The organism is Streptomyces vilmorinianum (genome assembly GCF_005517195.1).
Taxonomy (GTDB): domain Bacteria; phylum Actinomycetota; class Actinomycetes; order Streptomycetales; family Streptomycetaceae; genus Streptomyces; species Streptomyces vilmorinianum.
Genome location: NZ_CP040244.1, coordinates 6710840 through 6735541, shown reverse-complemented (window position 1 = coordinate 6735541; position 24702 = coordinate 6710840). Strand labels below are relative to the sequence as shown.

Annotated in this window: 21 protein-coding genes; 15 read left to right on the top strand and 6 right to left on the bottom strand. The window is 73.3% G+C overall.

What is annotated here, in order from left to right:
• Positions 1-28 precede the first annotated feature (28 nt).
• The 5 genes from FDM97_RS31175 (at position 29) to sucD (ending at position 7704) form a co-directional block, all read left to right on the top strand.
• The gene (locus FDM97_RS31175; RefSeq protein WP_137993848.1) at positions 29-1183 is read left to right on the top strand and encodes an ATP-binding protein; all 1155 of its coding nucleotides are present in this window, start codon (positions 29-31) and stop codon (positions 1181-1183) included.
• A gap of 524 nt (positions 1184-1707) precedes the next feature.
• Positions 1708-3990: a DUF5682 family protein gene (locus FDM97_RS31170; RefSeq protein WP_137995136.1), complete on the top strand. Its 2283-nt coding sequence runs from the start codon at positions 1708-1710 to the stop codon at positions 3988-3990.
• 56 nt (positions 3991-4046) lie between these two features.
• On the top strand, positions 4047-5225 hold the full coding sequence (locus FDM97_RS31165; protein WP_137993847.1) for a VWA domain-containing protein: 1179 nt from the start codon (positions 4047-4049) through the stop codon (positions 5223-5225).
• 395 nt (positions 5226-5620) lie between these two features.
• Positions 5621-6799, top strand: a complete 1179-nt coding sequence (gene sucC / locus FDM97_RS31160) for an ADP-forming succinate--CoA ligase subunit beta (protein ID WP_137993846.1) — start codon at positions 5621-5623, stop codon at positions 6797-6799.
• A 20-nt stretch (positions 6800-6819) separates the two neighbouring features.
• On the top strand, positions 6820-7704 hold the full coding sequence (gene sucD / locus FDM97_RS31155; RefSeq protein WP_137993845.1) for a succinate--CoA ligase subunit alpha: 885 nt from the start codon (positions 6820-6822) through the stop codon (positions 7702-7704).
• Positions 7705-7807: 103 nt separating this feature from the next.
• On the opposite strand, the gene FDM97_RS31150 is transcribed toward sucD, so the two are convergent.
• Entirely contained in the window at positions 7808-9169 is a 1362-nt protein-coding gene (locus tag FDM97_RS31150; RefSeq protein ID WP_137993844.1) for a helix-turn-helix domain-containing protein, read from the bottom strand.
• 119 nt (positions 9170-9288) lie between these two features.
• Between FDM97_RS31150 and FDM97_RS31145 the strand changes: the two genes are divergently transcribed.
• A complete protein-coding gene (locus FDM97_RS31145) occupies positions 9289-10815 on the top strand; it encodes a cell division protein PerM (RefSeq protein ID WP_254705814.1) in 1527 nt (508 codons plus the stop codon).
• A 9-nt stretch (positions 10816-10824) separates the two neighbouring features.
• Here the strand turns inward: FDM97_RS31145 and FDM97_RS31140 are convergent, their stop codons facing one another.
• Positions 10825-11532, bottom strand: coding sequence for a hypothetical protein (locus FDM97_RS31140; RefSeq protein WP_137993843.1), 708 nt, complete (start codon positions 11530-11532; stop codon positions 10825-10827).
• A gap of 269 nt (positions 11533-11801) precedes the next feature.
• Between FDM97_RS31140 and purN the strand changes: the two genes are divergently transcribed.
• Entirely contained in the window at positions 11802-12416 is a 615-nt protein-coding gene (gene purN, locus FDM97_RS31135) for a phosphoribosylglycinamide formyltransferase (RefSeq protein ID WP_137993842.1), read from the top strand.
• On the top strand, positions 12413-13981 hold the full coding sequence (gene purH / locus FDM97_RS31130; protein ID WP_137993841.1) for a bifunctional phosphoribosylaminoimidazolecarboxamide formyltransferase/IMP cyclohydrolase: 1569 nt from the start codon (positions 12413-12415) through the stop codon (positions 13979-13981). The genes purN and purH overlap by 4 nt, the downstream gene beginning before the upstream one ends.
• A gap of 132 nt (positions 13982-14113) precedes the next feature.
• Here the strand turns inward: purH and FDM97_RS31125 are convergent, their stop codons facing one another.
• A complete protein-coding gene (locus tag FDM97_RS31125) occupies positions 14114-14551 on the bottom strand; it encodes a peptidoglycan-binding domain-containing protein (RefSeq protein WP_137993839.1) in 438 nt (145 codons plus the stop codon).
• Positions 14552-14696: 145 nt separating this feature from the next.
• On the opposite strand from FDM97_RS31125, the gene FDM97_RS31120 reads away from it, so the two are divergent.
• The gene (locus FDM97_RS31120; RefSeq protein ID WP_137995134.1) at positions 14697-15725 is read left to right on the top strand and encodes an ArsR/SmtB family transcription factor; all 1029 of its coding nucleotides are present in this window, start codon (positions 14697-14699) and stop codon (positions 15723-15725) included.
• A gap of 120 nt (positions 15726-15845) precedes the next feature.
• Positions 15846-17297: a DUF2079 domain-containing protein gene (locus tag FDM97_RS31115; RefSeq protein ID WP_175439299.1), complete on the top strand. Its 1452-nt coding sequence runs from the start codon at positions 15846-15848 to the stop codon at positions 17295-17297.
• Positions 17298-17352: 55 nt separating this feature from the next.
• Here the strand turns inward: FDM97_RS31115 and FDM97_RS31110 are convergent, their stop codons facing one another.
• Positions 17353-17934: a hypothetical protein gene (locus FDM97_RS31110; protein ID WP_137993835.1), complete on the bottom strand. Its 582-nt coding sequence runs from the start codon at positions 17932-17934 to the stop codon at positions 17353-17355.
• Positions 17935-18179: 245 nt separating this feature from the next.
• On the opposite strand from FDM97_RS31110, the gene FDM97_RS31105 reads away from it, so the two are divergent.
• From FDM97_RS31105 to FDM97_RS31090, 4 genes are all read left to right on the top strand, one after another.
• Positions 18180-19040 carry a bifunctional methylenetetrahydrofolate dehydrogenase/methenyltetrahydrofolate cyclohydrolase gene (locus tag FDM97_RS31105; RefSeq protein ID WP_137993833.1) on the top strand — a complete coding sequence of 287 codons (861 nt, stop codon included), beginning with the start codon at positions 18180-18182 and terminating at the stop codon, positions 19038-19040.
• Between the two features lie 2 nt (positions 19041-19042).
• Positions 19043-19552 (top strand): DUF3017 domain-containing protein, encoded by a 510-nt coding sequence (locus tag FDM97_RS31100; protein WP_432816264.1) that lies wholly within the window; start codon positions 19043-19045, stop codon positions 19550-19552.
• Positions 19553-19797: 245 nt separating this feature from the next.
• Complete coding sequence (locus FDM97_RS31095) at positions 19798-20700, top strand: helix-turn-helix domain-containing protein (RefSeq protein WP_137993830.1); 903 nt, start codon at positions 19798-19800, stop codon at positions 20698-20700.
• 162 nt (positions 20701-20862) lie between these two features.
• Positions 20863-21852, top strand: a complete 990-nt coding sequence (locus FDM97_RS31090) for a malate dehydrogenase (protein WP_137993829.1) — start codon at positions 20863-20865, stop codon at positions 21850-21852.
• 99 nt (positions 21853-21951) lie between these two features.
• On the opposite strand, the gene FDM97_RS31085 is transcribed toward FDM97_RS31090, so the two are convergent.
• Positions 21952-22716, bottom strand: a complete 765-nt coding sequence (locus FDM97_RS31085; RefSeq protein ID WP_137993828.1) for an isocitrate lyase/PEP mutase family protein — start codon at positions 22714-22716, stop codon at positions 21952-21954.
• Positions 22713-23225, bottom strand: a complete 513-nt coding sequence (locus tag FDM97_RS31080; protein WP_137993826.1) for a carboxymuconolactone decarboxylase family protein — start codon at positions 23223-23225, stop codon at positions 22713-22715. The genes FDM97_RS31085 and FDM97_RS31080 overlap by 4 nt, the downstream gene beginning before the upstream one ends.
• Positions 23226-23272: 47 nt before the next feature.
• Here FDM97_RS31080 and pdxR point away from each other — a divergent pair, with 47 nt between their 5' ends.
• On the top strand, positions 23273-24688 hold the full coding sequence (gene pdxR, locus FDM97_RS31075; RefSeq protein WP_137993825.1) for a MocR-like pyridoxine biosynthesis transcription factor PdxR: 1416 nt from the start codon (positions 23273-23275) through the stop codon (positions 24686-24688).
• Positions 24689-24702: the final 14 nt, after the last annotated feature.

The window sequence follows — 24702 nt, the reverse complement described above, 5'->3', positions numbered from 1 at the left end:
TCAGGTCGAACGATCTGGAGGGGGATCCATGACCGTGCCCGAAACCATCGCGAGCCACGTGTCCGACGCCGGGGCCGACGCCGACGCCGACGCCGACACCGGGGCCGAGGCCCTGCGGCCGCACGCCGAGCACGCCTTCGCGGACGAGCTCAAGGCGCTCGCCGCCGCCGACGACCGGCCGAGGCCCGTCCGTTGGCAGCTCTCGCCGTGGGCCGTCGCCACCTATCTCCTCGGCGGCACGCTCCCCGACGGGACGGTGATCACACCGAAGTACGTCGGGCCGCGCCGGATCGTCGAGGTCGCCGTCACCACGCTCGCCACCGACCGGGCGCTGCTGCTGCTCGGCGTCCCCGGCACCGCCAAGACCTGGGTCTCCGAGCACCTCGCCGCGGCCGTCAGCGGCGACTCGACTTTGCTGGTCCAGGGCACGGCCGGGACGCCCGAGGAGGCGATCCGGTACGGCTGGAACTACGCCCGGCTGCTCGCCCACGGCCCCAGCAGGGACGCGCTCGTGCCCAGCCCCGTCATGCGCGCGATGTCCGAGGGGCTCACCGCGCGCGTCGAGGAGCTCACCCGCATCCCAGCCGACGTGCAGGACACGCTCATCACGATCCTGTCCGAGAAGACCCTGCCCGTGCCGGAGCTGGGCCAGGAGGTGCAGGCCGTCCGCGGCTTCAACCTCATCGCCACCGCCAACGACCGCGACCGAGGGGTCAACGACCTCTCCAGCGCGCTGCGCCGCCGCTTCAACACCGTCGTGCTGCCGCTGCCCGCCACCCCGGACGCGGAGGTCGACATCGTCGCGCGCCGCGTCGACCAGATCGGCCGCTCGCTCGACCTGCCCGCCGTGCCGGAGGGCGTCGAGGAGATCCGCCGGGTCGTCACCGTCTTCCGCGAGCTGCGCGACGGAGTCACGACGGACGGCCGCACCAAGCTCAAGTCCCCTTCGGGGACGCTGTCGACGGCCGAGGCCATCTCCGTCGTCACCGGCGGCCTCGCCCTCGCCGCCCACTTCGGCGACGGCGTCCTGCGCCCCGGCGACGTCGCCGCCGGCATCCTCGGCGCGGTCGTCCGCGACCCGGCCGCGGACCGGGTCATCTGGCAGGAGTACCTGGAGACGGTCGTCCGGGAGAGAGACGGCTGGAAGGACTTCTACCGCGCCTGCCGCGAGGTGAGCGCGTGACGGCGCCCTCGACGGTGACGGGGGCGGCTCCGGCCCCGGCGGGCCCGAGCGCCCGCACTGCGTCCGCCCTCCCAGGACCCGCGGCGCCTCCGCCCGGCGCCGATACCGCCGAGCGCGGGGAGGCGCGGCGTGGCTCGGCGGTGGGGGAGCGGGTCGGCGGAGAGGCCGACGAGCGCCGGGAGCTGCGGCGTGACTCGGGGGTGGGGGAGCAGGCCGGCGCCGGGCCCGCCGGGCCCGCCGGGCACTGCGGGCCCGGGGAGCGCGCGGAGGCGGGGCGTGGCCTGCCGGTGGGGGAGCGGGCCGGCGCCGGGCCCGCCGGGCACTGCGGGCCCGGGGAGCGCGCGGAGGCGGGGCGTGGCCTGCCGGTGGGGGAGCAGACCGGCGCCGGGCCCGCCGGGCACGCCGAGCCCGGGGAGCGCGCGGAGGTGCGGCGTGGCCTGCCGGTGGGGGAGCGGGCCGGCGCAGAGGCCACCGAGCCCTCCGGGCGCGGGGAAGTCCGACGTGGGTCGGGCGGAGGGGATCGCGTGTCCGGTGGGCGGGGTGCGCCGCTGGTCCTTGGCGTGCGGCATCACGGGCCCGGGTCCGCGCGGGCCGTGCGCGCGGCGCTCGACGCGGCGCGGCCCGCGGCCGTGCTGATCGAGGGGCCGCCCGAGGCCGACGGGCTTCTCGCGCTCGCCGCCGACGACGGGATGCGGCCGCCGGTCGCGCTGCTGGCCCACGCCGTGGACGATCCCGGACGGGCCGCGTTCTGGCCGTTCGCGGAGTTCTCGCCCGAGTGGGTGGCCATCCGCTGGGCCCTGGCCCACGGCGCCGCCGTCCGCTTCGTCGACCTCCCCGCCGCGCACACCCTCGCCGGCGCCGAACCCACCTGGGGCGACGGCGAAGCCGGCCAGGGAGGCCTGCGGATCGACCCGATCGCCGAGCTCGCGCGGGCCGCCGGATACGACGACCCCGAGCGCTGGTGGGAGGACGTGATCGAGGTGCGCGGGGCCGACGCCCCCGCCGACCCCGTGGCTCCGTTCGAGGCGCTCGCCGACGCCATGGGTGCCCTGCGCGAGGCCTACGGCCACGGCGGCCACGCCCGCGACCTGGTCCGCGAGGCGTACATGCGCCTCCAACTCCGCTCCGCCCGCAAGGAGTTCGGTGACGACGTGGCCGTCGTCTGCGGCGCCTGGCATGCGCCCGCGCTGACCCGCAAGGCGACCGCCACGGCCGACCGCGCCCTGCTCAAGGGCCTGCCGAAGGTCAAGACCGAGATGACGTGGGTCCCCTGGACCCACCGCCGGCTCGCCCGCCGCTCGGGCTACGGCGCCGGTATCGACGCGCCCGGCTGGTACGGCCATGTCTTCGCCGCCCCCGACCGGCCGGTCGAGCGCTGGATGACCAAGGTCGCGGGCCTCCTGCGCGCGGAGGACCGGATCGTGTCCCCCGCCCATGTCATCGAGGCCGTACGGCTCGCGGAGACCCTCGCGGCGATGCGCGGCCGGCCGCTGGCGGGGCTCGGCGAGACCACCGACGCCGTACGGGCCGTGATGTGCGACGGGTCCGACGTGCCGCTCGACCTCATCCGTGACCGCCTCGTCGTCGGCGACGTCCTCGGCGAGGTTCCCGCCGCCGCCCCCGCCGTACCGCTCCAGCGCGACCTGGCCCGCCTCCAGCGGAGCCTGCGCCTCAAGCCCGAGGCTCAGGAGCGGGAGCTGGAGCTCGACCTGCGCAAGGAGAACGACGCCGCCCGCAGCCGGCTGCTGCACCGACTGCGGCTCCTCGCCGTCGGCTGGGGCGAACCCGTCGCCGGACGCGGCAGCACCGGCACCTTCCGGGAGAGCTGGCGGCTGCGCTGGGAGCCGGAACTGCACGTCCGGGTCGCCGAGGCCGGCGTCTGGGGCACCACCGTCGCCTCCGCCGCCACCGCCAAGGCCGAGGCCCGCGCCCTGGAGGCCACCGCACTCGCCGATGTCACCGAGCTCGCCGAGCAGTGCCTGCTCGCCGGACTCGGCGAGGCCCTACCCGTCGTGATGACGGCCCTCGCCGACCGGGCCGCGCTCGACACCGACGTCGGCCACCTCGCCCAGGCCCTGCCCGCGCTCGCCCGCTCCCTGCGCTACGGAGACGTACGCGCCACCGACACGGCCGCGCTCGCCGAGGTCGCGGCCGGGCTCGCCGACCGGATCTGCGTCGGCCTTCCCCCCGCCTGCACCGGCCTCGACACCGACGCCGCCGCCGAGATGCGCGGCCGTCTCGACGCCGTCCACACCGCCCTCGGACTGCTGCCCGACAGCGCGGAGCGCACCGACCGCTGGACGGGAGTGCTCCGCGGGCTCGCCGCCCGCGACAGCGTGCCGGGAGTCATCCGGGGCCGGGCCGCCCGGCTGCTCCTCGACGAGGGACGGCTCGACGAGGACGAGGCGGCGCGGCTCATGGGCCTCGCCCTCTCGCCCGGGACCCCGCCCGCCGACGCCGCCGCCTGGATCGAGGGCTTCGTCGGCGGCGCCGGCGGGGGAGGAGGCATGCTCCTCGTCCACGACGAACGGCTGCTCGGCCTGGTCGACGACTGGCTGACCGGTGTGACGGGGGAGGCGTTCACCGACGTACTGCCCCTGCTGCGCCGCACGTTCTCGGCGTACGAGCCCGGCGTGCGCCGCACCCTGGGCGAACTGGTCGCACGCGGCCCCTCCGCGGCCGCGACCCGTTCCGAGGCCGGAACACCCGGCTTCGCCGAGGGCCTCGACGAGGAGCGGGCCGACGGAGTGCTGCCGGTGCTGCGGCTGCTCCTGGAAGACGACGAGCCGGGAAGGGCGGACCGATGAACGGACCGATGAACGGACCGATGAACGGACCCACGAGCGGACCCACGAGCGGACCCATGCGCGGAACGACGAACGGAGCCGGGCAGGACGAGCGGCTGCGGCGCTGGCGCATGGTCCTCGGCGGCGGCGAGGCGGACGGCACCGGCCGCTCCCTCGCCGGTACGGACGCCTCGATGGACGGGGCCCTGACCGCGCTCTACGGACGCGGCCCGGCCACCCCCACCCCCACCGCCACCGGGCGCGAGCGCTCGGCAGGCCTCGGCGCCTCGGCCCCCTCCGTCGCCCGCTGGCTCGGCGACATCAGGACGTACTTCCCCAGCTCCGTCGTCCAGGTCATGCAGCGCGACGCCATCGACCGCCTCGGCCTCTCCACACTGCTCCTGGAGCCCGAGATGCTGGAGGCCGTCGAGGCGGACGTCCATCTCGTCGGCACGCTCCTCTCCCTCGACAAGGCCATGCCCGAGACGACCAAGGAGACGGCGCGCGCGGTCGTGCGCAGGGTCGTCGACGACATCGAGCGCCGCCTGGCCACCCGTACCCGCGCGACCCTCACCGGCGCGCTCGACCGCTCGGCCCGGATCAGCCGCCCCCGGCACCGGGACATCGACTGGGACCGCACGATCCGCGCGAACCTCAAGAACTACCTGCCCGAGTACCGCACGGTCGTACCCGAACGGCTCATCGGCTACGGCCGGGCCGCCCGCTCGGTCAAGAAGGACGTCGTCCTCTGCATCGACCAGTCCGGCTCGATGGCGGCCTCGGTCGTCTACGCGTCGGTGTTCGGCGCGGTCCTCGCCTCGATGCGGTCGATCGCGACCCGGCTCGTCGTCTTCGACACGGCGGTCGTCGATCTGACCGACCAGCTCGACGACCCGGTCGACGTGCTCTTCGGCACCCAGCTCGGCGGCGGCACCGACATCAACCGGGCCCTCGCGTACTGCCAGTCGCAGATCACCCGCCCCGCCGACACCGTCGTCGTCCTCATCAGCGACCTCTACGAAGGGGGGATACGCGACGAGATGCTGAAGCGGGTCGCGGCGATGAAGGCCTCCGGCGTGCAGTTCGTGGCCCTGCTCGCGCTCTCCGACGAGGGTGCCCCGGCCTACGACCGCGAGCACGCGGCCGCCCTCGCCGCGCTCGGCGCCCCGGCGTTCGCCTGCACCCCGGACCTCTTCCCCGAGGTGATGGCGGCGGCGATCGAGAAACGCCCCCTGCCGGTACCGGACGGCCACTAGCGGCTGCGGAATCCGCAGCCCCGCCGCGACCCGGCAGGGCCCGCACCGCCGCACTGAGGTCCATATCACAACCGGTCCGGCGGGCCCCTCACCCCGTGGACGGGCGCGTCGTGAGGTCCGCAACCCCCCGTCCCCACCTGTGTCGTGGGCTCAGGGGGCACCCCCGTGGCCCCCTACGCACCGCCTCCTCACCCCTACGATCTGTGACCCGTATCACCGCTCCGTTGTGATCTGCGATTTAGGGACCCACGTCCCTCGGGGATAACCTGCGAGACGGACATGCCGCGTCCACGGACACCGTGTACGCCTCCCTTGTGACAGCGCAGTCACGTTGCCCTCCGCGGCACGCCCACGCAGACAACGAACCGCGATCATCAGAAAAGGGACGGACGCGCGTGGACCTGTTCGAGTACCAGGCGAGGGACCTCTTCGCCAAGCACGGTGTACCGGTGCTGGCCGGTGAAGTCATCGACACGCCTGAGGCGGCGCGCGAGGCCACCGAGCGTCTTGGCGGCAAGTCGGTCGTCAAGGCGCAGGTGAAGGTCGGCGGCCGCGGCAAGGCCGGCGGCGTGAAGCTGGCCGCCACCCCGGACGAGGCCGTCGCCCGCGCGACGGACATCCTCGGGATGGACATCAAGGGCCACACGGTCCACAAGGTGATGATCGCGGAGACCGCTCCGGAAATCCTCGAGGAGTACTACGTCTCGTACCTCCTCGACCGCACCAACCGCACCTTCCTGGCCATGGCCTCGGTCGCCGGCGGCATGGACATCGAGGAGGTCGCCGCGACGACCCCCGAGAAGCTCGCCAAGGTGCCGGTCAACGCCAACGAGGGCGTCTCCATCGAGAAGGCCCGCGAGATCGTCGCCCAGGCGCAGTTCCCGGCCGAGGTCGCCGAGAAGGTCGCCGAGGTCCTCGTGACCCTGTGGAAGACCTTCATCGCCGAGGACGCGCTCCTCGTCGAGGTCAACCCGCTCGCCAAGGTCGCCTCCGGCGACATCCTGGCCCTGGACGGCAAGGTCTCGCTCGACGAGAACGCCGACTTCCGCCAGCCCGAGCACGAGGCGCTCGAGGACAAGGCCGCAGCCAACCCGCTCGAGGCTGCCGCCAAGGCCAAGAACCTCAACTACGTCAAGCTCGACGGCGAGGTCGGCATCATCGGCAACGGCGCCGGCCTGGTCATGTCGACCCTGGACGTCGTCGCGTACGCCGGTGAGAACCACGGCGGCGTGAAGCCCGCCAACTTCCTCGACATCGGCGGCGGCGCCTCCGCCGAGGTCATGGCGAACGGCCTGGAGATCATCCTGGGCGACCCGGACGTCAAGTCCGTGTTCGTCAACGTCTTCGGTGGCATCACCGCCTGTGACGAGGTCGCCAACGGCATCGTCCAGGCCCTGGAGCTCCTCGCCTCCAAGGGCGAAGAGGTCACCAAGCCGCTGGTCGTGCGCCTCGACGGCAACAACGCGGAGCTGGGTCGCAAGATCCTGTCGGACGCGAACCACCCGCTCGTGCAGCGTGTGGACACCATGGACGGCGCGGCCGACAAGGCCGCCGAGCTCGCGGCTGCGAAGTAAGGGACGAGGTCAAGCACACCATGGCTATCTTCCTCACCAAGGACAGCAAGGTCATCGTCCAGGGCATGACCGGTGCCACGGGCATGAAGCACACCAAGCTCATGCTGGGTGACGGCACCAACATCGTCGGTGGCGTGAACCCGCGCAAGGCCGGTACGTCCGTCGACTTCGACGGCACCGAGGTCCCGGTCTTCGGCTCCGTCGCCGAGGCGATGGAGAAGACGGGCGCCGACGTCTCCGTCCTCTTCGTCCCGCCGGCCTTCGCCAAGGCCGCCGTGGTCGAGGCGATCGACGCCGAGATCCCGCTCGCCGTCGTCATCACCGAGGGCATCGCCGTCCACGACTCCGCCGCCTTCTGGGCGTACGCGCAGGCGAAGGGCAACAAGACCCGCATCATCGGCCCGAACTGCCCCGGTCTCATCACCCCGGGCCAGTCCAACGCCGGCATCATCCCGGGCGACATCACGAAGCCGGGCCGCATCGGCCTGGTCTCGAAGTCCGGCACGCTGACGTACCAGATGATGTACGAGCTCCGTGACATCGGCTTCTCGTCCGCCGTCGGCATCGGTGGCGACCCGGTCATCGGCACGACGCACATCGACGCCCTCGCGGCGTTCGAGGCCGACCCCGACACCGACCTGATCGTCATGATCGGCGAGATCGGCGGCGACGCCGAGGAGCGTGCGGCGGACTTCATCGCGAAGAACGTCACCAAGCCGGTCGTCGGCTACGTCGCGGGCTTCACCGCGCCCGAGGGCAAGACCATGGGCCACGCCGGCGCCATCGTCTCCGGCTCCTCCGGCACGGCCGCCGCGAAGAAGGAGGCCCTCGAGGCCGCCGGCGTCAAGGTCGGCAAGACGCCGACCGAGACGGCCAAGCTGGCGCGCGCGATCCTCGCGGGCTGAACAGCGGGCTGAAACAGCGGGCTGAACAACTGCGTGACCGCACAGGTGGGCCCCGCCCCTCCCGGGAAACCGGGCGGGGGCGGGGCCCACTCGCGTACGCCGCCTAACGCGCGTCCGGGATCAGCCGCTCCGGGCCGGAGTGCGGCTGGGAGCGGAGCTGGTCGCGCAGCTGCCTGTCCTGCGGGGTGAGCTTCTGCGGGCCCCCGCGGACGGGGACGCCGTCGACCGTCTCGCCGGGGGCGTTCACCGGGATGTACTGGGTGGGCGCGGTCGCCGCCGTGAGCGCGGTGACCGCGATGAGCGCCGCGGTCACGCCGAGCGTCGTACGCGTCCACAGCCTGATGCGCCGCTCGCTGCCCGTCCGTACGCTCCGCGCCGCGGGCAGGGTCGCCGTGGGCGCCTCCGCGACGAGCGCGCTGAGCCGCCGTTGCAGGGCGTCCGGGTCGGCGAGCTCGGGCACGCGCTGCCCGATGACCGTACGGGCGTGCAGCAGCCGGTTGGCGGCTGCGGGGGTGCTCGCCTCGGTCTCGGCGGCCGTCTCGGGCAGGTCGAGGCCGAGCCCGTCGTAGAGCAGGACGGTACGGCGGTACGGGGGCGGCAGTTCGAGCAGGGCCGCGAGCAGGTCCCGCCGCCCGGCCTCGGTGGGCGGGGCGTCCGGGTGCTTGTGGGTGCGGCGCAGCCGGTGCCAGGGGGAGAGCGCGTACTCGTACGCCGCCGCCCGCACCCAGCCCACCGGGTCCGCGTCGACCGCGACCTCGGGCCAGCGCTGCCAGGCGTGGTGGAAGGCGTGCTCGACGGACTCCCGGGAGAGGCGCCGGCGGCCGGTGAGCAGGTACGTCTGGTGGACGAGACCGGGGGCGGCGTAGGCGTACAGCGCGTCGAAGGCCTCCTCGGGGGTGAGGGAGGACCTCGTCGGGGGCTGGGAGGCCGTGGCTCCCGGTGCCTCGGGTGCCCCGGGTGTCGCGGCCGGCGCCTCGGGTTTCAGACGCTCCGGGGGCTGCTGGGCGGCCGGGGCACCTGCCCGGACCGGCCGGGAGGCCTTCGGGCCGGGGGAGGCCGGCGCGGGGGCGTTCGGCGGCTTCGCGGCGCGCTTGGCCGCGGCCCGGGGCCGCGTGTGCGCGGGGGGCGCGGCGGGCGCAGCGGACGCGGCGGGCTTGGTGAGCTTCACGGGCTTGACGTGCGTCGGGGGCTCGGGCGCCGCGGGGGACGGCGCGGGCGCCGTGGCGGAGGGCGTGAGCTCGTCCTCGTACGACCGCAGGAGCTTCGCGTACGCCTCCCGCTTGCGCCCCCGTGGATCGGTGCGGCCGGTCTCCCAGGACCGGACGGTGGCCCGCGTGACGCCGATCGCCTCGGCCACATCTTCCTCGCTCAGAGCCATGGCCTCGCGCAGTCTGCGTCGCTCCTTGGGGGACGGCAGTGCGACGGCGGATGCCGAATCGGCGCTTCCCCGACTCGTCGGACTCATCGGTGACGACCTCCCGCAGTGCTGCTCCGGGCCGAAAAGTACATAAACGTATCTTGAGCGACACAACGGCGGTTTGCCTGTTACGCGTGAAAAGCGCGTGTCGTTGGGAGCATGGGCGCGTGACCCACCTGACCGAGCAGAGCGCCTTGCCGACGGCCGATCCGCTGGTCCAGGGCGGCCGTTCCGCCGCGCTGGCCACCGCCTTCGTGCGCGGCGGGGTCGCGGCGGGGCTCGGGCTCGGCGCGCTGGCGGTGCTGGTGACGGCGGCGTGGATCAGTTCGCCGTACCCCGACAGCGGGCCGGGCGGGGCCCTGCACACGGCCGCCGGGCTGTGGCTGCTCGCCCATGGCGTGGATCTGATCCGCACGGAGACCCTCTCCGGGGTGCCCGCGCCCCTCGGGATCGCCCCGCTGCTGCTCATGGCCCTGCCGACGTGGCTGGCGCATCGGGCGGCCAGGGACACGCTGGAGTCGTACGCCGAGGAGACAGCCCGGCCGAGGCCCTCCGCGGGCGGGGCGGTGGCCGCGGTGGCGGGGGGATATCTGCTGGTCGCGGCCGGTGTCGTGCTCTACGCGGCGAGCGGTCCGTTCCCCGCGGACCTGCTGACGGCCGGGCTGTGGCTGCCGGCCGTGGTGGTCGGCGCGGCGGGTCTGGGCGTCTGGACGGCGAGCGGGCGGCCACTGCCGGAACAGGAGCAGGCGGCCGTCGCTCTACGCGCGGCCGGACCGGCGCTCGTGGCCCTGCTCGGCGGCGGGGCGGTCCTCTTCGGCGCCTCGCTGGTCTGGCACGCCGGCGCGGCCCAGGAGTCGTTCGACTCGCTCACGGGTGAGTGGTCGGGGCGGGTCTCGGTCCTGCTCCTGGCCCTCGCGCTGGTGCCGAACGCGGCGGTGTGGGGTGCGTCGTACGGACTCGGCCCCGGATTCGCGCTCGGTACGGGTGCTTCGGCGACGCCGCTGGGCCTCACCGGCGCCGCGGCCGTCCCGCCCTTCCCGGTCCTGGCCGCCCTGCCCGGCGAGGGCCGCGGCATGTGGCTGCACTGGACCGCCGCCACGATCCCGCTGGTCGCGGCGCTGGTCCTGGGCGCGTACGTGGGGCGGTCGGCGCGGATGTGGACGGGCCGGGAGACGGCGCTGACGGCCGTGACCTGCGCCTGGGTGTGCGGGGCGGCGGTGGCGCTCCTCGCGGCGGCCGCGGGCGGGCCGCTCGGGTCGGGCCGGCTGTCGGCGTTCGGCCCGGTGTGGTGGCAGGCGGGGGCGGCGGCGGTGTTGTGGTGCGCGGCGCTGGGGGTGCCGGTGGCGCTGGGGGTACGGGCCTGGGCGCGGCGCGGCCTGAAGCCGGAGGCCGGGACATCGGCCCCCGCCCCGGCGCCCGCCCGCGCGGACGAGGCCGGGCCGCTCGCCACCGTCCCCCCGGCGCCCGGGTTCGAGCCGTTCGCCGAGGAGGACGACGACGAGGCCGGGTTCGAGCCGTACGACTTCCTCCCGGCGGCCTGGGAACCGACCCTGCCGCCCCCGCCGCCGCCCCTTCCTCCGGCCCCGGCCCCGGCCCAGGCACCGGCCCAGGCACCGGCCTCGGCCCAGGGCCCGGCCCCGGCACCGTCGCCTGCGCCGGAGCCGGAGACCGGGACCCCGGCCGAAGGCGACTGACCGGAGTCCCTACTCCCGTACGCCGAAGACGTCCCGCAGCGGCTCCGGCAGCAGGTCGTTGCAGGCCAGCTGGCCCGACTTGGTCAGGGCGTCGTCGGCGCAGGTGTAGAAGTCGCGGTAGACGAGCTGGATGGTGAACGTGCCCGCGACGATCAGCAGCGCCAGGGCCGCCGCGACCAGGCCGCTCACGGCCGCCGTGCGCTGGGAACGTGCCGGGGCGGTGGAGGCGGGCGTGGGAGGACCGGGCGGCGCGGGCGTCGCGGAGAGATCCGCGACCGTGGCCGTGGCGGGCTTCGGCTTGGCGCGCAGCGCGCTGATCGCCCAGTACAGAGCCAGCGCGCCCAGGAGCAGCGCCAGTTCCTGGATCTCGAAGATGGCGAAGAAGAACGCCCACATGCCCGCGAGCAGCGCGTACCGCGCCCGCCGCTGCGCCGGGTCCGTCGGGTCCCACTTCGGGCCCGGCGTCTGACCCTGGTCCGGGCCACCCGGGCGTTCGGGACGGCGGCCGAAGCCGTCGGAGGAGCGGCCGGGCTGCCGGCTGCTCCAGCGACCCCCGGAGCCTCCGGAGCCCTGGGAGCCGTCGGAGGACCCGGACGACCCGGACGACGCGTCGTCGTCCGAGCCCTCCGGCCGCCGCGGCTGCCACGGCTGGTCCGGCTGCCCCTCGGGCGGCGGCGCGAACGGATTGTTGTCGTCCGTGGACTGGCGTTCCGGCATCTGCTGAACGTCTTCCCTCTGTCGTCGCAACTGCTGTCTCAACTGCTCTCGATCAACTGCCGGCTCAACCGCTGGCTCAACCGCCGTGTCGACTGCTGTCTCGTCTGTCGTCGAACCCCGACGCTACCCCCCGCCCGTCCCCCCGTCCCGTGGGGGCCGTCCGGTGTGCCGGTATCGTTGCTGACGGTCGGGCCCTTCGTAGGGTTCCCCGTATCGAGGGGCACGATTCGTTTGTGCGACCGTACAAACACCACGGAAAGAGTGACCCTGTGGCCGCCGCCCGCCTCGTCGTCCTGGTCTCCGGCTCCGGCACCAACCTCCAGGCCCTGCTCGACGCCATCGCCGCCGACCCCGACGGCTACGGCGCCGAGATCGTCGCCGTCGGCGCCGACCGCGACTCCATCGTCGGCCTCGAGCGCGCCGAGCGCGCCGGACTGCCCACCTTCGTGTGCAAGGTGAAGGACTACGCGACCCGCGAGGAGTGGGACCGCGCCCTGACCGAGGCCACCGCCGCCTACGAGCCCGACCTCGTCGTCTCGGCCGGCTTCATGAAGATCGTCGGCAAGGAGTTCCTCGCCCGCTTCGGTGGCCGGGTCGTCAACACCCACCCGGCGCTGCTCCCCAGTTTTCCCGGTGCCCATGGAGTGCGGGACGCACTCGCGTACGGCGCGAAGGTCACCGGATGCACCGTCCACTTCGTCGACGACGGCGTCGACACCGGCCCGATCATCGCCCAGGGCGTGGTCGAGGTCCGGGACGAGGACGATGAAGCCGCTCTCCATGAGCGCATCAAGGAAGTCGAGCGCTCGCTGCTCGTCGAGGTCGTGGGGCGTCTGGCCCGGCACGGCTACCGCATTGAGGGACGAAAGGTAACAATCCCGTGACCGCCGAAGGTACGAAGCGCCCCATCCGCCGCGCACTCGTCAGCGTCTACGACAAGACCGGCCTTGAGGAGCTGGCCCGCGGCCTGCACGAGGCGGGTGTCGTCCTCGTCTCCACCGGCTCCACCGCCTCCAAGATCGCCGCGGCCGGCGTCCCGGTCACCAAGGTCGAGGAGCTCACCGGCTTCCCCGAGTGCCTGGACGGCCGCGTCAAGACGCTCCACCCGCGCGTGCACGCCGGCATCCTCGCCGACCTGCGCCTGGAGGATCACCGGAACCAGCTCGCCGAGCTGGGCGTCGAGCCCTTCGACCTGGTGATCGTGAACCTGTACCCGTTCAAGGAGACCGTCGCCTCCGGCGCGACCCCGGACGAGTGCGTCGAGCAGATCGACATCGGCGGCCCGTCGATGGTCCGCGCGGCCGCCAAGAACCACCCCTCCGTCGCGGTCGTCACCAGCCCGGCGCGCTACGCGGCCGTCCTCGCGGCGGCCAAGGACGGCGGCTTCGACCTCACCGCGCGCAAGCGCCTGGCGGCGGAGGCCTTCCAGCACACCGCCGCGTACGACGTCGCCGTCGCCTCGTGGTTCACCGACAGCTACGCGGCCGACGAGGACGCGGAGCTGCCGGAGTTCCTCGGCAAGACCTGGGAGCGCAAGTCGTCCCTCCGGTACGGCGAGAACCCGCACCAGAGCGCCGCGCTCTACACGGACGGCCTGCGCGGCGGGCTCGCCAACGCCGAGCAGCTGCACGGCAAGGAGATGTCCTTCAACAACTACGTGGACACCGAGGCGGCCCGTCGCGCCGCCTTCGACCACGACGAGCCCTGCGTCGCGATCATCAAGCACGCCAACCCGTGCGGCATCGCGCTCGGCGAGGACGTCGCCGAGGCACACCGCAAGGCGCACGCCTGCGACCCGCTGTCCGCGTTCGGCGGCGTCATCGCCGTCAACCGTCCGGTGTCGGTCGCCATGGCCGAGCAGGTCGCGGAGATCTTCACCGAGGTCATCGCCGCTCCGGACTTCGAGGACGGTGCTGTCGAGATCCTGGCCCGCAAGAAGAACATCCGCGTCCTGAAGGTCGAGGGCTACCCGGCCGCGATGATCGACGACATCAAGCCCATCTCCGGTGGCGCCGTCGTCCAGCACCTCGACCTCTTCCAGGCCGAGGGCGACAACCCGGAGAACTGGACCCTCGCGACCGGCGAGCCCCTCTCCGCCGAGGACCTGGCCGAGCTCGCCTTCGCCTGGAAGGCCTGCCGCGCGGTCAAGTCCAACGCGATCCTGCTCGCCAAGGACGGCGCCTCGGTCGGTGTCGGCATGGGGCAGGTCAACCGCGTCGACTCCGCGAAGCTCGCGGTCGAGCGGGCCGGCGAGGAGCGGGCGCGCGGTGCGTACGCCGCGTCGGACGCGTTCTTCCCGTTCCCGGACGGCCTGGAGATCCTCACGGAGGCCGGCGTCAAGGCGGTCGTGCAGCCGGGCGGATCGGTGCGCGACGAGCAGGTGGTGGAGGCCGCGAAGAAGGCGGGCGTGACGATGTACTTCACGGGCACGCGCCACTTCTTCCACTGACCTTCCGACCTTCCGACCTTCCGACCTTCTGGCCTTCTGAGCATTTGGTCTTCTGGTCTTCTGGTCTTCTGGTCTTCGCGCTGGGTGAGGCACCGCGGGCCGGCACGCGCCGGCCCGCGGTGCCTCCGTGCGTCAGCGCTTCGCGCAGTAGCCGGTGAAGCGATGGGTGCTGTCGGAGAACCGGGGCCACTTGATCGCGTCACGGGTGTTCGGCCCGTAGATGCCGTCCGCCGTGACACCCGCCGCGCGCTGCGCCGCCTTGAGTGCGGATTCCGTCGCCGGCCCGAAGCTCCCGTCCGAGGAGATGCCCGCGCTGTAGCAGTGGTTCAGGGCGTTCTGCAGGGCCCGGACGTGTGTGCCGTTGGATCCCTCGGCCATCTCGCAGGTGATGCCGCTGCTGGTGGCGGGCAGCCGGATGTAGGTGGTCGACGTCTTCTCGATCACCCGCGTCGTGGTGCACCAGGTGGCGGCGGCGCCGAGGTCCGCCGCGGCGGCGGTCGGGGCCATGGCGCCCAGGCCGGTGAGCAGGAGCGCGGCGGTACCGAGCGTCGCCCCGAGCTTGATCCTCATCTGTTCCCCCTTCAGGGTCGGTTCAGGCCTTTCACCGGCGAGGAGTCCCGCCCGTGTTCCGGCGTGTCCACCTTGGCCCGGCGTCACCGGCCCGGCCATGCTGTTGACGCTGAACGCAAAAGCCGAGCTCATCGGGGGGAACGAGATGCTCCGCGTCCATTTCAGCGACGCCGACCTGGGCAGGACACGGGTGGCCGCCGCACCGGATCCGCTCTGGGAGATCGCCACCAGCCTGCACCGGCTCCAGACCCGGACCGGCCGCTGGGCCTACGCGGGCTGGTACCGAACCGTCCGCACCCGTCTGCGGGAGCACGGCCTCGAACGCGCCCTGCGCACCGTGCTGTTACCGCTCTTCCCGCGCGCCGCCTACTTCCCGGACTTCCTGACCCCGGCCCAGTCGGCCGAGGGCTTCGACGCCGGTCTCGACGCGATCGTGGCGGCCCCGCCGTGGCGGATCCGGTACGAGATGGCCACCCTCGACCGCGTGGTCGGGGCTCCCTCGTGGGCCCCACGCCTGGCCGAGACCCAGACCCGCCACGAACTCGTACGGGTGCTGCGCGCCTACTACGAGGTCGCCGTCACCCCGTACCGCGAACAGATCCAGGTCCGGATCGACGCCGAACGGTCCGCGCGCGCCCGCGGGATCCTGGACGGCGGTGTCGAGGGCATGCTGGACGGCCTCGGCCCCGCGATGCGCTGGCGACGGCCCGTCCTGCACGTCGAGTACCCGACGAAGGACCGCGATCTGCTGCTGAACGGCCGGGGCCTCACCCTGGTCCCGTCCTATTTCTCCTGGCGTACGCCGAACAGTCTCGCCGACCCCGCGCTGCCACCGGTCCTCTGCTATCCGGTGCTGCGCGAACCGGCCGCCCCGCCACCGGGCATCGGCATCGGCACCGGCATCGGAAGCGAGGCCGGCCACTCGGCCGCCCCGCTGGCCTCCCTCCTGGGCCGGGCCCGTGCCGCCGCCCTGCTGGCTGTGGCCGGCGGTGCCACGACCGGTGAGATCGCCCGGGCCGTGGGGGTCTCCGCGTCCGCCGCGAGCAGACACGCCACCGCGCTGCGCGACGCGGGACTGATCACCACCAGCCGGCACGCCGCGAGCGTGCTGCACACCCTCACACCGGTCGGCGCCTCCGTGCTCCGGGCCGGTACGCGAGCGGCGCAGCCCTGAGGGCGCCCGTCCCGTACGGAGCGGTGGGGGACGAACGCGGAACGTGACGCCGGGGGTGCGCGGCGCCCCCTCTGGTCTAATGGGTTGCTCTTTTGTCGGCGGCTGGTGGGTGGGGGCGCGGTGTTGGATGTGCGGAGCGGGGCTGCGGCGGAGACCTCTGCCCCCGAGGCCGGTGCCGGGCCGCCGGAGGGCGGTCTCTCCGAGGCGCCCCTACGCCCGTACGCGCTCGTGGCGGGCGTGCTGTGCGCCCTCTACTTCCTCTACTCCTGGGTGCAGTACGAGCAGTTCCGTACGCCCTCCTGGGACCTCGGGATCTTCAACCAGTCCGTCCGGGCCTACGCCGAGTTCCGGGCGCCCGTCGTCGACATCAAGGGCCCCGGCTTTCTCATACTCGGGGACCACTTCAGTCCGGTGACCGCGCTTCTCGCGCCCCTGTACTGGATCTGGTCCTCCCCGCTCGCCCTCCTCTTCGCGCAGGCCGCGCTCTTCGCCGCCTCCGCCGCCGTCGTCGGGCGCACCGCCCAGCAGGTGCTCGGCAGCCGCGCCGCCGGCCTCGGCCTCACCGTCGCGTACGGCCTGTCCTGGGGCCTCCAGGAAGCGGTCAAGTCCGACTTCCACGAGATCGCCTTCGCCGTCCCGCTGCTCGCCCTGACCTGCCGGGCGCTGCTCCTGGGGCGCTGGACCGCGGCCGTCGCCTGGTCCTCCCCGCTCGTCCTGGTCAAGGAGGACATGGGGCTCACCGTCGCCATGGTCGGCGCGGTGCTCTTCGTACGGGGCCAGAAGCGGCTCGGCGCCGCGCTCGCCGCCTTCGGCGCCGCCTTCTTCGCCCTGACGGTCCTGGTCCTGATCCCGGCCGCGAGCCGGGTCGGCCAGTACGACTACTGGGCCAAGATCGAGAAGTCGAGCGAGGGCGCGGACGTCTCCCTCGTGGACGCCGTGCTGACCTCGCTCGGCTCCGGTGTGAAGTGGGAGATGCTCTTCTTCCTCGTCGGCATCACCGGCTTCCTCGCGCTGCGCTCTCCGCTGATGCTCCTCGTGCTGCCGACGCTCGGCTGGCGCTTCCTCTCCCAGGACCCGAACCACTGGGGGATGATCTGGCACTACAGCGCCATCCTGATGCCGGTCGTCTTCCTGGCCCTGGTCGACGCGGTCCGTACCGTCCGCACCTCACCCCGGCCCTGGCTCGTCTCGTACGGGAAGGTCGTCGTCCCGGTCGTCACGGCGGTCGCGATCGTGATCGCCCTGGACCTGCCGCTTCGGGAGCTGCTGCGCTCGGAGACGTACCGTACGGACGCCCGGACCCTGGAGGCCCGCAAGGCGGTGGACGCGGTGCCCGAGGGGGCGAGCGTGGAGACCAATGTGACGCTCATGGCCCATCTCACGGCGGACCACAAGGTCTACTGGGTCGGCGGGGCGAAGGGCGTCAGCCCCGACTACCTCGCGCTCGACCTCGGCTCGGGCTGGTCCCAGCCGGTGACGGACCCGGTCGGCCTCGCCTCCCAGCTGCACCCGGAGGCGCGGTACGCGGTCTCGTTCCAGGCGGGGCAGTTCGTGGTGCTCAAGCGGACCTGAGAGACAGCGAAAGGGCCCGGTTCCTGGTGGAACCGGGCCCTTGTGCGTGAGTGGATCAGTACTGCTGCTTGTTGCGGTTGAACCAGGCCGCGCCGTCCGCCTTCGACACGAAGACGATGATCAGGATGCCGAGCACGAGGCTGATGATGCCGGCGGGCAGCGAGAAGAGGCTGAACAGCACGATGAAGCCCGCGTACACGATCGTGCAGACGCGGACGCCGCTGCCGCCGGACTTGAACTTGGCGGCCAGCACCATGCCGAGCACGGCGAAGATGATCGAGAAGACGGCCATGCCGATGAGCAGGCCCTGGCCGAAGTCCTGGAACATCTCGGCGTCGGAGGACGAGGCACCCGTGGTGTCGAGCTCGTCGACGGCGAAGGACAGCGCGAAGATCGCCAGTCCGCCGAGCAGGTTGAGGGCGCCGATGATCCACAGCATGACGCGGGCCGACTTCACGCCGCCCGGCATCTCCATGACCGCGCCCGGGTAGCCGCCGCCGTAGGGCTGGACCGGGGGAGCCTGCGGGTAGCCGTACTGCGGGGGGACACCCTGCGGAGTCTGCTGCGGGTATCCGTAGCCGGGCTGCTGCTGGCCCTGCGGCTGGCCGTAGGGGTTGTTCGGTTCGCCGAAGCTCATCGCGGGTTTCCTCCGTGGGGTTGTGCGGGGACCACGCGGCCCGCACGGAGGAGATTTCACGGCTTATGAGTGATGTGCCCCCCGGCGCTGCGCGTGGCGCTGCGCGGTCATCGTCCTCGGAGCATCGACTTTTTGTCCAGTCGGAATGCCGGGAGTTGTGCAAGTGCAACTTCTCCGTCCGCCTGCGGACGGGTCGCGCGCGACCGAATTGGAACTAGCGAGGGGTCATCCGGGAGGATGGCTCCATGAGCGCCCAGATTCTCGATGGCAAGGCCACCGCGGCCGCGATCAAGTCCGACCTGACCGCCCGTGTGGCGGCCCTGAAGGAGAAGGGCGTCACGCCCGGCCTCGGCACGATCCTGGTCGGCGACGACCCGGGCAGCCAGAAGTACGTCGCGGGCAAGCACCGCGACTGCGCGCAGGTCGGCATCGCCTCCATCCAGCGCGAGCTGCCCGCCACCGCCACCCAGGAGGAGATCGAGGCGGTCGTACGGGAGCTCAACGAGGACCCGGCGTGCACCGGCTACATCGTGCAGCTCCCGCTTCCCAAGGGCATCGACGAGAACCGTGTCCTGGAGCTGATGGACCCGGCCAAGGACGCCGACGGCCTGCACCCGATGAACCTCGGCCGTCTCGTCCTGAACGAGCCGGCCCCGCTGCCGTGCACCCCGAACGGCATCATCACGCTGCTGCGCCGCCACGGCGTGGAGATCAAGGGCGCGGAGGTCGTGGTCGTCGGTCGCGGTGTCACCATCGGGCGCCCGATGCCGCTGCTGCTCACGCGCCGCTCGGAGAACGCGACGGTGACGCAGTGCCACACGGGCACGCGTGACCTGGCGGCGCACCTGCGGCGGGCCGACATCATCATCGCGGCCGCCGGTGTGCCGCACCTGATCAAGCCGGAGGACGTGAAGCCGGGCGCGGCCGTGCTCGACGTCGGCGTCTCGCGCAACGGCGAGGGCAAGATCATGGGCGACGTCGACCCGGGCGTGGCCGAGGTCGCCGCCTGGATCTCGCCGAACCCCGGCGGCGTGGGTCCGATGACCCGCGCGCAGCTCCTCGTCAACGTCGTCGAGGCCGCGGAGCGCGCGGCCGCGGCGCTCTGACGGTGACCTCGCGCGTGGGTGCGGTGGGCGCCTCCGGCGCCGAGAACCCGGACGTGGAGCCGGCCGACTCCGTGGCGCCCGTCGTTGCGGAGACGCCCGACGGCCCCGCCCAGGGGCGGACGCGGCGGCCGGCCGCCATGACGACCGACACCGCGCGCCCCGAAGGGGGCGGGCGGGCCGCGTCCGGAGGGGCGTCGGCGCCGGCGCGGCAGTGGCCGCTGCTGACCGTCCTCGCGCTGGCCGCGCTGGGGCTGTTCATCGTCGGGACCGATCTGTTCGCGCAGTCGTTCCGGGTCGGGGCGATCCTCGTCGGGGTCGCGCTGCTCACCGGCGCGGCGCTGCGGCGCGCGCTGCCGTCGGTCGGGATGCTCGCCGTGCGCTCGCGGTTCACCGACCTGGTCACGTACGGGGTGATGGGCGGGCTCATCGTGCTGCTCGCGCTCATGGTGCAGCCGGACCCGTGGCTGAAGATCCCGTTCCTGGAGGACATCCTCCACCTCACGGTGACGTAGCTCCTGGGCCCCAGGACATCGCGACGGCGCCCGTCCTCTCCCCCGAGGGAGGACGGGCGCCGTCTCTCTTCGAGGGTCATGTACGCGCCAATGTGGATCAAGTGCCGTCGGCTCCCTGTGGCACGGAAGTGACCATTCCGCTACGTCCCCGGGGCGCGCGCGATTCGTACGCACCCGTAGGCACCCGTGCGCTCCTGCCCCCGGAACTGCCATCCTTGCCCCGAGCAGGCGAGGGGGAACCACACATGCCCACAAGAGAGTTCGCGAGCGAGTTACGGCGCCTGATCGACCGCAGCGGACTGAGCCTCGCCGCCGTCGCGGACCGCACCGGTCACAGCACGGCCTCGTGGGAGCGGTATCTCGACGGGCGACTCCCCGCGCCCAGGAGTGCCGTCGTCGCGCTCGCCGAGGTGACCGGCACCGACGCCGGGCGTCTCACGGCGATGTGGGAGCACGCCGAGCGTGCCCGGAGCAGCTCCGCGCCGCCCCCCGACGGCGCCCCCGCGGAACCGCCGCCGCCACCGTCACCACTCCCGCCCTCAACCCCGCCCCCGCCCCCGCCCCGGCAGGGCTCCGGCGCGTCCCGCGTACGCCGTGCCGCCCTGCTGCTCACCGGGATCCTCGGCGCCCTGCTCGTCATCGCCGCCGCAGTCCTGCTCACCGACCTCGGACGCGGCGCCACCGGCGCCACCGGCGCCACCGGCGGAACCGGCCCCGCCGGCGGAAAGGGAGGCGGGACGCAGGCCGCCGGTACGCCGACGGCGACCCCGAGCTCCACCCCGGGCACGCCCCTCCCCGCAGGGGTGAAGTGCACCGGCACCGGCTGCACCGGCCAGGACCCCGAGACCATGGGATGCGGCGGCACCTTCGCCACCACCGTCGCCCGCGCCCAAGTCGGCCCGGCCGGCGGCCAGGTGGAGCTGCGGCACAGCAGGACGTGCGGGGCCGCCTGGGCCCGTATCACCGGAGCCGTACCCGGCGACACCATCCATGTCACCGCCGCCGGCGCCGTCCAGAACGCGGTCGTGGACGCGGACGCCGCCGCGTACACCCCGATGGTCGCCGTGACCAGGGGCGCGGACGCGACGGCCTGCGCCACGCTCAGGAGCGGAGAGCGGGCATGCGCCGCCGGCCATCGGCCCCAGTAGGGTGGCAGTGAGCCGGACCACAAGGGGGTGGGGGTTCGAAGGGGTCCGGGTCGGATAGCCTGACCGCTGGATATCTCTTCACGTCGAGACACCGATCGATCAGAGGGCTATCCAGCACCCGGGGCAGGGACCCCCACCGCCAGCTGTCTTACGGAGATCGCCATGACCCGCACTCCCGTGAATGTCACCGTCACCGGCGCGGCCGGCCAGATCGGCTACGCGCTGCTCTTCCGCATCGCCTCCGGCCACCTGCTCGGCGCGGACGTGCCGGTCAAGCTGCGCCTCCTCGAGATCCCGCAGGGCGTCAAGGCCGCCGAGGGCACCGCCATGGAGCTCGACGACTGTGCCTTCCCGCTCCTCAAGGGCATCGACATCTTCGACGACCCGAACCAGGGCTTCGAGGGCGCGAACGTGGCGCTGCTCGTCGGCGCCCGCCCGCGCACCAAGGGCATGGAGCGCGGCGACCTGCTCGCCGCCAACGGCGGCATCTTCAAGCCGCAGGGCAAGGCCATCAACGACCACGCCGCGGACGACATCAAGGTCCTCGTCGTCGGCAACCCGGCCAACACCAACGCCCTCATCGCCCAGGCCGCCGCCCCCGACGTGCCGGCCGAGCGCTTCACCGCGATGACCCGCCTGGACCACAACCGCGCGCTCTCGCAGCTGGCGGCCAAGACCGGCGCGTCCGTCGAGGACATCAAGCGCCTCACCATCTGGGGCAACCACTCGGCGACCCAGTACCCGGACATCTTCCACGCGGAGATCGCCGGCAAGAACGCCGCCGAGGTCGTCAACGACGAGCAGTGGCTGGCCGACACCTTCATCCCGACCGTCGCCAAGCGCGGCGCCGCGATCATCGAGGCCCGTGGCGCGTCCTCGGCCGCCTCCGCCGCCAACGCCGCGATCGACCACGTCCACACCTGGGTCAACGGCACCGCCGCGGGCGACTGGACCTCCATGGGCATCCCGTCGGACGGCTCCTACGGCGTCCCGGAGGGCCTCATCTCCTCCTTCCCCGTCACCTGCAAGGACGGCACGTACGAGATCGTCCAGGGCCTGGACGTCAACGAGTTCTCCCGCGCCCGCATCGACGCCTCGGTGAAGGAGCTGGCCGAGGAGCGCGACGCCGTGCGCGAGCTGGGCCTCATCTGAGTCCCGCGCAGCTGAGCACGAGCTCCGCCCCCAGCCGTTCGCGGCCGGGGGCGGAGCTTTTTCGGCAGCGGGAGATCCTGACGACGGCGCCCACCTTCCTCACGCCCGGGGCGGCCCGAACTCCCCTAACTCCCCGAACTCCCCGAGCTCTCGGGCCAGTTCCGCGACGCCCCGCAGCGTGCGCAGCAACAGCCCCTGGCCGAAGGTGATCCGGGCCGCGCCCAGCCGTCCGAGCTCGGCGAACGGCGGGCCGCCGGGCAGGGCCAGGGCGTTGAGCGGCGCGTCGATCCCGGCGCGCAGCGGCGGAAGATGCTCCGCCGGCGCCGTGATCGGGTAGACGCAGTCCGCGCCGGCCGCCGTGTAGAGCCGGGCCCGCTCGATCGCGGCGGCCGGGTCGTCCACGCCGTGCACATAGGTGTCCACGCGCGCGTTGACGAAGAGGGCAGGCCCGGCCTCGGCCCGTACCTCCGCCAGCCAATCGGCGTGCCGCCGCGGGTCCTTGAGTCCTCCGGACCGGTCGGAGTCCTCCAGGTTCACGCCGGCCGCGCCCGTCTCCAGGACCCGCGCCACGAGCTCCTTCGGCGCCAGGCCGTAGCCGTCCTCCAGATCGGCCGTGACCGGTACGGAGACCGAGCGGACGATCCTCGTCACGGCCGCGAACATCTCCGCGGCCGGGGTCCGGCCGTCCTCGTACCCGAGCGAGGCGGCGATCCCGGCGCTCGGGGTGGCCAGCGTCGGGAAGCCGGCCTCTTCGAAGGCCCGGGCGCTGGCCGCGTCCCACGGCCCCGGCACGACCAGCGGATCGTCGGCGGCCCGTCCGGAGTGCAGCGCCCGCAGGGACCCCGTCAGGGCGTCGGCGGTCACTTCTTGTACTGACCGGGGGTGTAGTGGCCGGGGGTCAGGCGGGTGGTCACGGCGATCCGGTTCCAGGCGTTGATGACCGTGATCGCGGCGATGACCCGGGCCAGTTCGGTCTCGTCGAAGTGGGCCGCGGCCCGCTCGTACACCTCGTCGGGGACGAATCCGTCGGTGAGGACGGTGACGGCCTCGGTCAGCGCGAGCGCCGCGAGCTCGCGCTCGGTGTAGAAGTGCCGCGACTCCTGCCAGGCGGACAGCTGGACGATCCGCTCGACGGACTCACCGGCCGCCAGTGCGTCCTTGGTGTGCATGTCGATGCAGAACGCGCAGCGGTTGATCTGCGAGGCGCGGATCTTGATCAGTTCGTACAGGGTCGGGTCGATGTCCTTCGCGGCGGCCGCGTCCAGCCGGATCATCGTCCGGTAGAACTCGGGGACCTTCTCGGCCAGCGCGAGGCGGGGGCCGTGCTCGGGGGCGTACTCCGTCTTCACGTGATCGGTCGTCGTGGTCGTCATGCTCATCACCGTACGGTCGTGATGGCTCAGGAGTATGGTCCATTCCCATGGCAAACGACTGGGCCACTTTCGGGTCCGACCTCCATCTGGAGCTGCGCGGACCGGGGCTGCGTACGGGACTGATGGACGCCCTGCGCGAGGCGGTGCGCAGCGGGCGGCTGGAGGCGGGCGTACGGCTGCCGTCCTCGCGCTCGCTCGCCGCGGATCTCGGCGTGGCCCGCAACACGGTCGCCGACGCGTACGCCGAACTGGTCGCCGAGGGCTGGCTGACGGCCCGGCAGGGCTCCGGCACCCGGGTCGCCCAGCGGGCTGTGCCGCGCAGGCCGGCCGGCGCGGGAGCCCGGCAGGCGGTGCCCGCGTCCCGGCCCCGGACCGGACGGCCCGCGTACGACCTCAAGCCCGGTGTGCCCGACCTCGCCTCCTTCCCGCGCGCCGAATGGCTCAAGGCGTCCCGGCGCGCGCTGACCGCCGCGCCCCACGAGGCGTTCGGCTACGGCGATCCGCGCGGCCGGATCGAACTGCGCACCGTGCTCGCCGAGTACCTCGCCCGGGCGCGGGGCGTCCACGCGCGGCCGGAACGGATCGTGATCTGTTCCGGGTTCGTGCACGGGCTGATGCTGATCGGCCAGGTGCTGCGGGCGCGCAGGGTGCGGGAGGTGGCGGTCGAGTCGTACGGGCTCGACGAGCACTGGGAGCTGCTGAGGCGCGCGGGGCTGCGGCTGCCCGCCCTGCCGTTCGACGAACTCGGCACCTGGACCGAGGCGTTGGGGGGCATGAAGGGTGTCGGGGCGGTGCTGATGACGGCCGCCCACCAGTTCCCGCTCGGCGGCGCGCTCCACCCCGACCGGCGGGTGGCGGCGATCGACTGGGCGCGCGCCTCGGGCGGGCTCGTCCTGGAGGACGACTACGACGGCGAGTTCCGCTACGACCGCCAGCCCGTCGGCGCGCTCCAGGGCCTCGACCCCGAGCGGGTCGTCTACCTGGGCACGTCCAGCAAGTCCCTGGCGCCCGGCCTGCGGCTGGCGTGGATGGTGCTGCCGGAGAGCCTGGTGGACGAGGTGGTGGCGGCGAAGGGGACGGTGGACTGGATGTGCAGCTCGCTGGAGCAGCTCACGTTCGCGGAGTTCCTCCGGTCGGGGGCGTACGACCGGCATGTACGGGCCATGCGGCTGCGCTACCGGCGGCGCCGCGACGAACTCGTGGAGAAGGTGGCCGCCCACTCGCCGGACACGACGGTGAGCGGCATCGCGGCCGGCCTCCACGCGGTCCTTCGACTCCCGCCCGGCCAGGAGCCCGAGGTCCTGCGGTCCGCCGCCTGGCAGGGGCTCGCGCTCCTCGGCCTCAACCGCTTCCGCCACCCCGACGTGCCCCAGACCCAGGACGGCCTGGTCGTCGGTTACGCGACACCCCCCGACAGCGGCTGGGCGGGCGCGCTGAGCGCGCTCTGCCGGGTCCTGCCCTGACCGTGTCCCCAGGA

Excerpts from the sequence above, each read along its gene's own strand:
- FDM97_RS31150 (WP_137993844.1), bottom strand. The coding sequence starts at position 9,169 with ATGAGTCCGACGAGTCGGGGAAGCGCCGATTCGGCATCCGCCGTCGCA.
- FDM97_RS31140 (WP_137993843.1), bottom strand. The coding sequence starts at position 11,532 with ATGCCGGAACGCCAGTCCACGGACGACAACAATCCGTTCGCGCCGCCG.
- FDM97_RS31125 (WP_137993839.1), bottom strand. The coding sequence starts at position 14,551 with ATGAGGATCAAGCTCGGGGCGACGCTCGGTACCGCCGCGCTCCTGCTC.
- FDM97_RS31095 (WP_137993830.1), top strand. The coding sequence starts at position 19,798 with ATGCCCACAAGAGAGTTCGCGAGCGAGTTACGGCGCCTGATCGACCGC.
- pdxR (WP_137993825.1), top strand. The coding sequence starts at position 23,273 with ATGGCAAACGACTGGGCCACTTTCGGGTCCGACCTCCATCTGGAGCTG.
- FDM97_RS31105 (WP_137993833.1), top strand. The coding sequence starts at position 18,180 with ATGAGCGCCCAGATTCTCGATGGCAAGGCCACCGCGGCCGCGATCAAG.
- FDM97_RS31110 (WP_137993835.1), bottom strand. The coding sequence starts at position 17,934 with ATGAGCTTCGGCGAACCGAACAACCCCTACGGCCAGCCGCAGGGCCAG.
- sucD (WP_137993845.1), top strand. The coding sequence starts at position 6,820 with ATGGCTATCTTCCTCACCAAGGACAGCAAGGTCATCGTCCAGGGCATG.
- FDM97_RS31090 (WP_137993829.1), top strand. The coding sequence starts at position 20,863 with ATGACCCGCACTCCCGTGAATGTCACCGTCACCGGCGCGGCCGGCCAG.
- FDM97_RS31175 (WP_137993848.1), top strand. The coding sequence starts at position 29 with ATGACCGTGCCCGAAACCATCGCGAGCCACGTGTCCGACGCCGGGGCC.
- FDM97_RS31080 (WP_137993826.1), bottom strand. The coding sequence starts at position 23,225 with ATGACGACCACGACGACCGATCACGTGAAGACGGAGTACGCCCCCGAG.
- FDM97_RS31120 (WP_137995134.1), top strand. The coding sequence starts at position 14,697 with ATGCTCCGCGTCCATTTCAGCGACGCCGACCTGGGCAGGACACGGGTG.
- FDM97_RS31165 (WP_137993847.1), top strand. The coding sequence starts at position 4,047 with ATGCGCGGAACGACGAACGGAGCCGGGCAGGACGAGCGGCTGCGGCGC.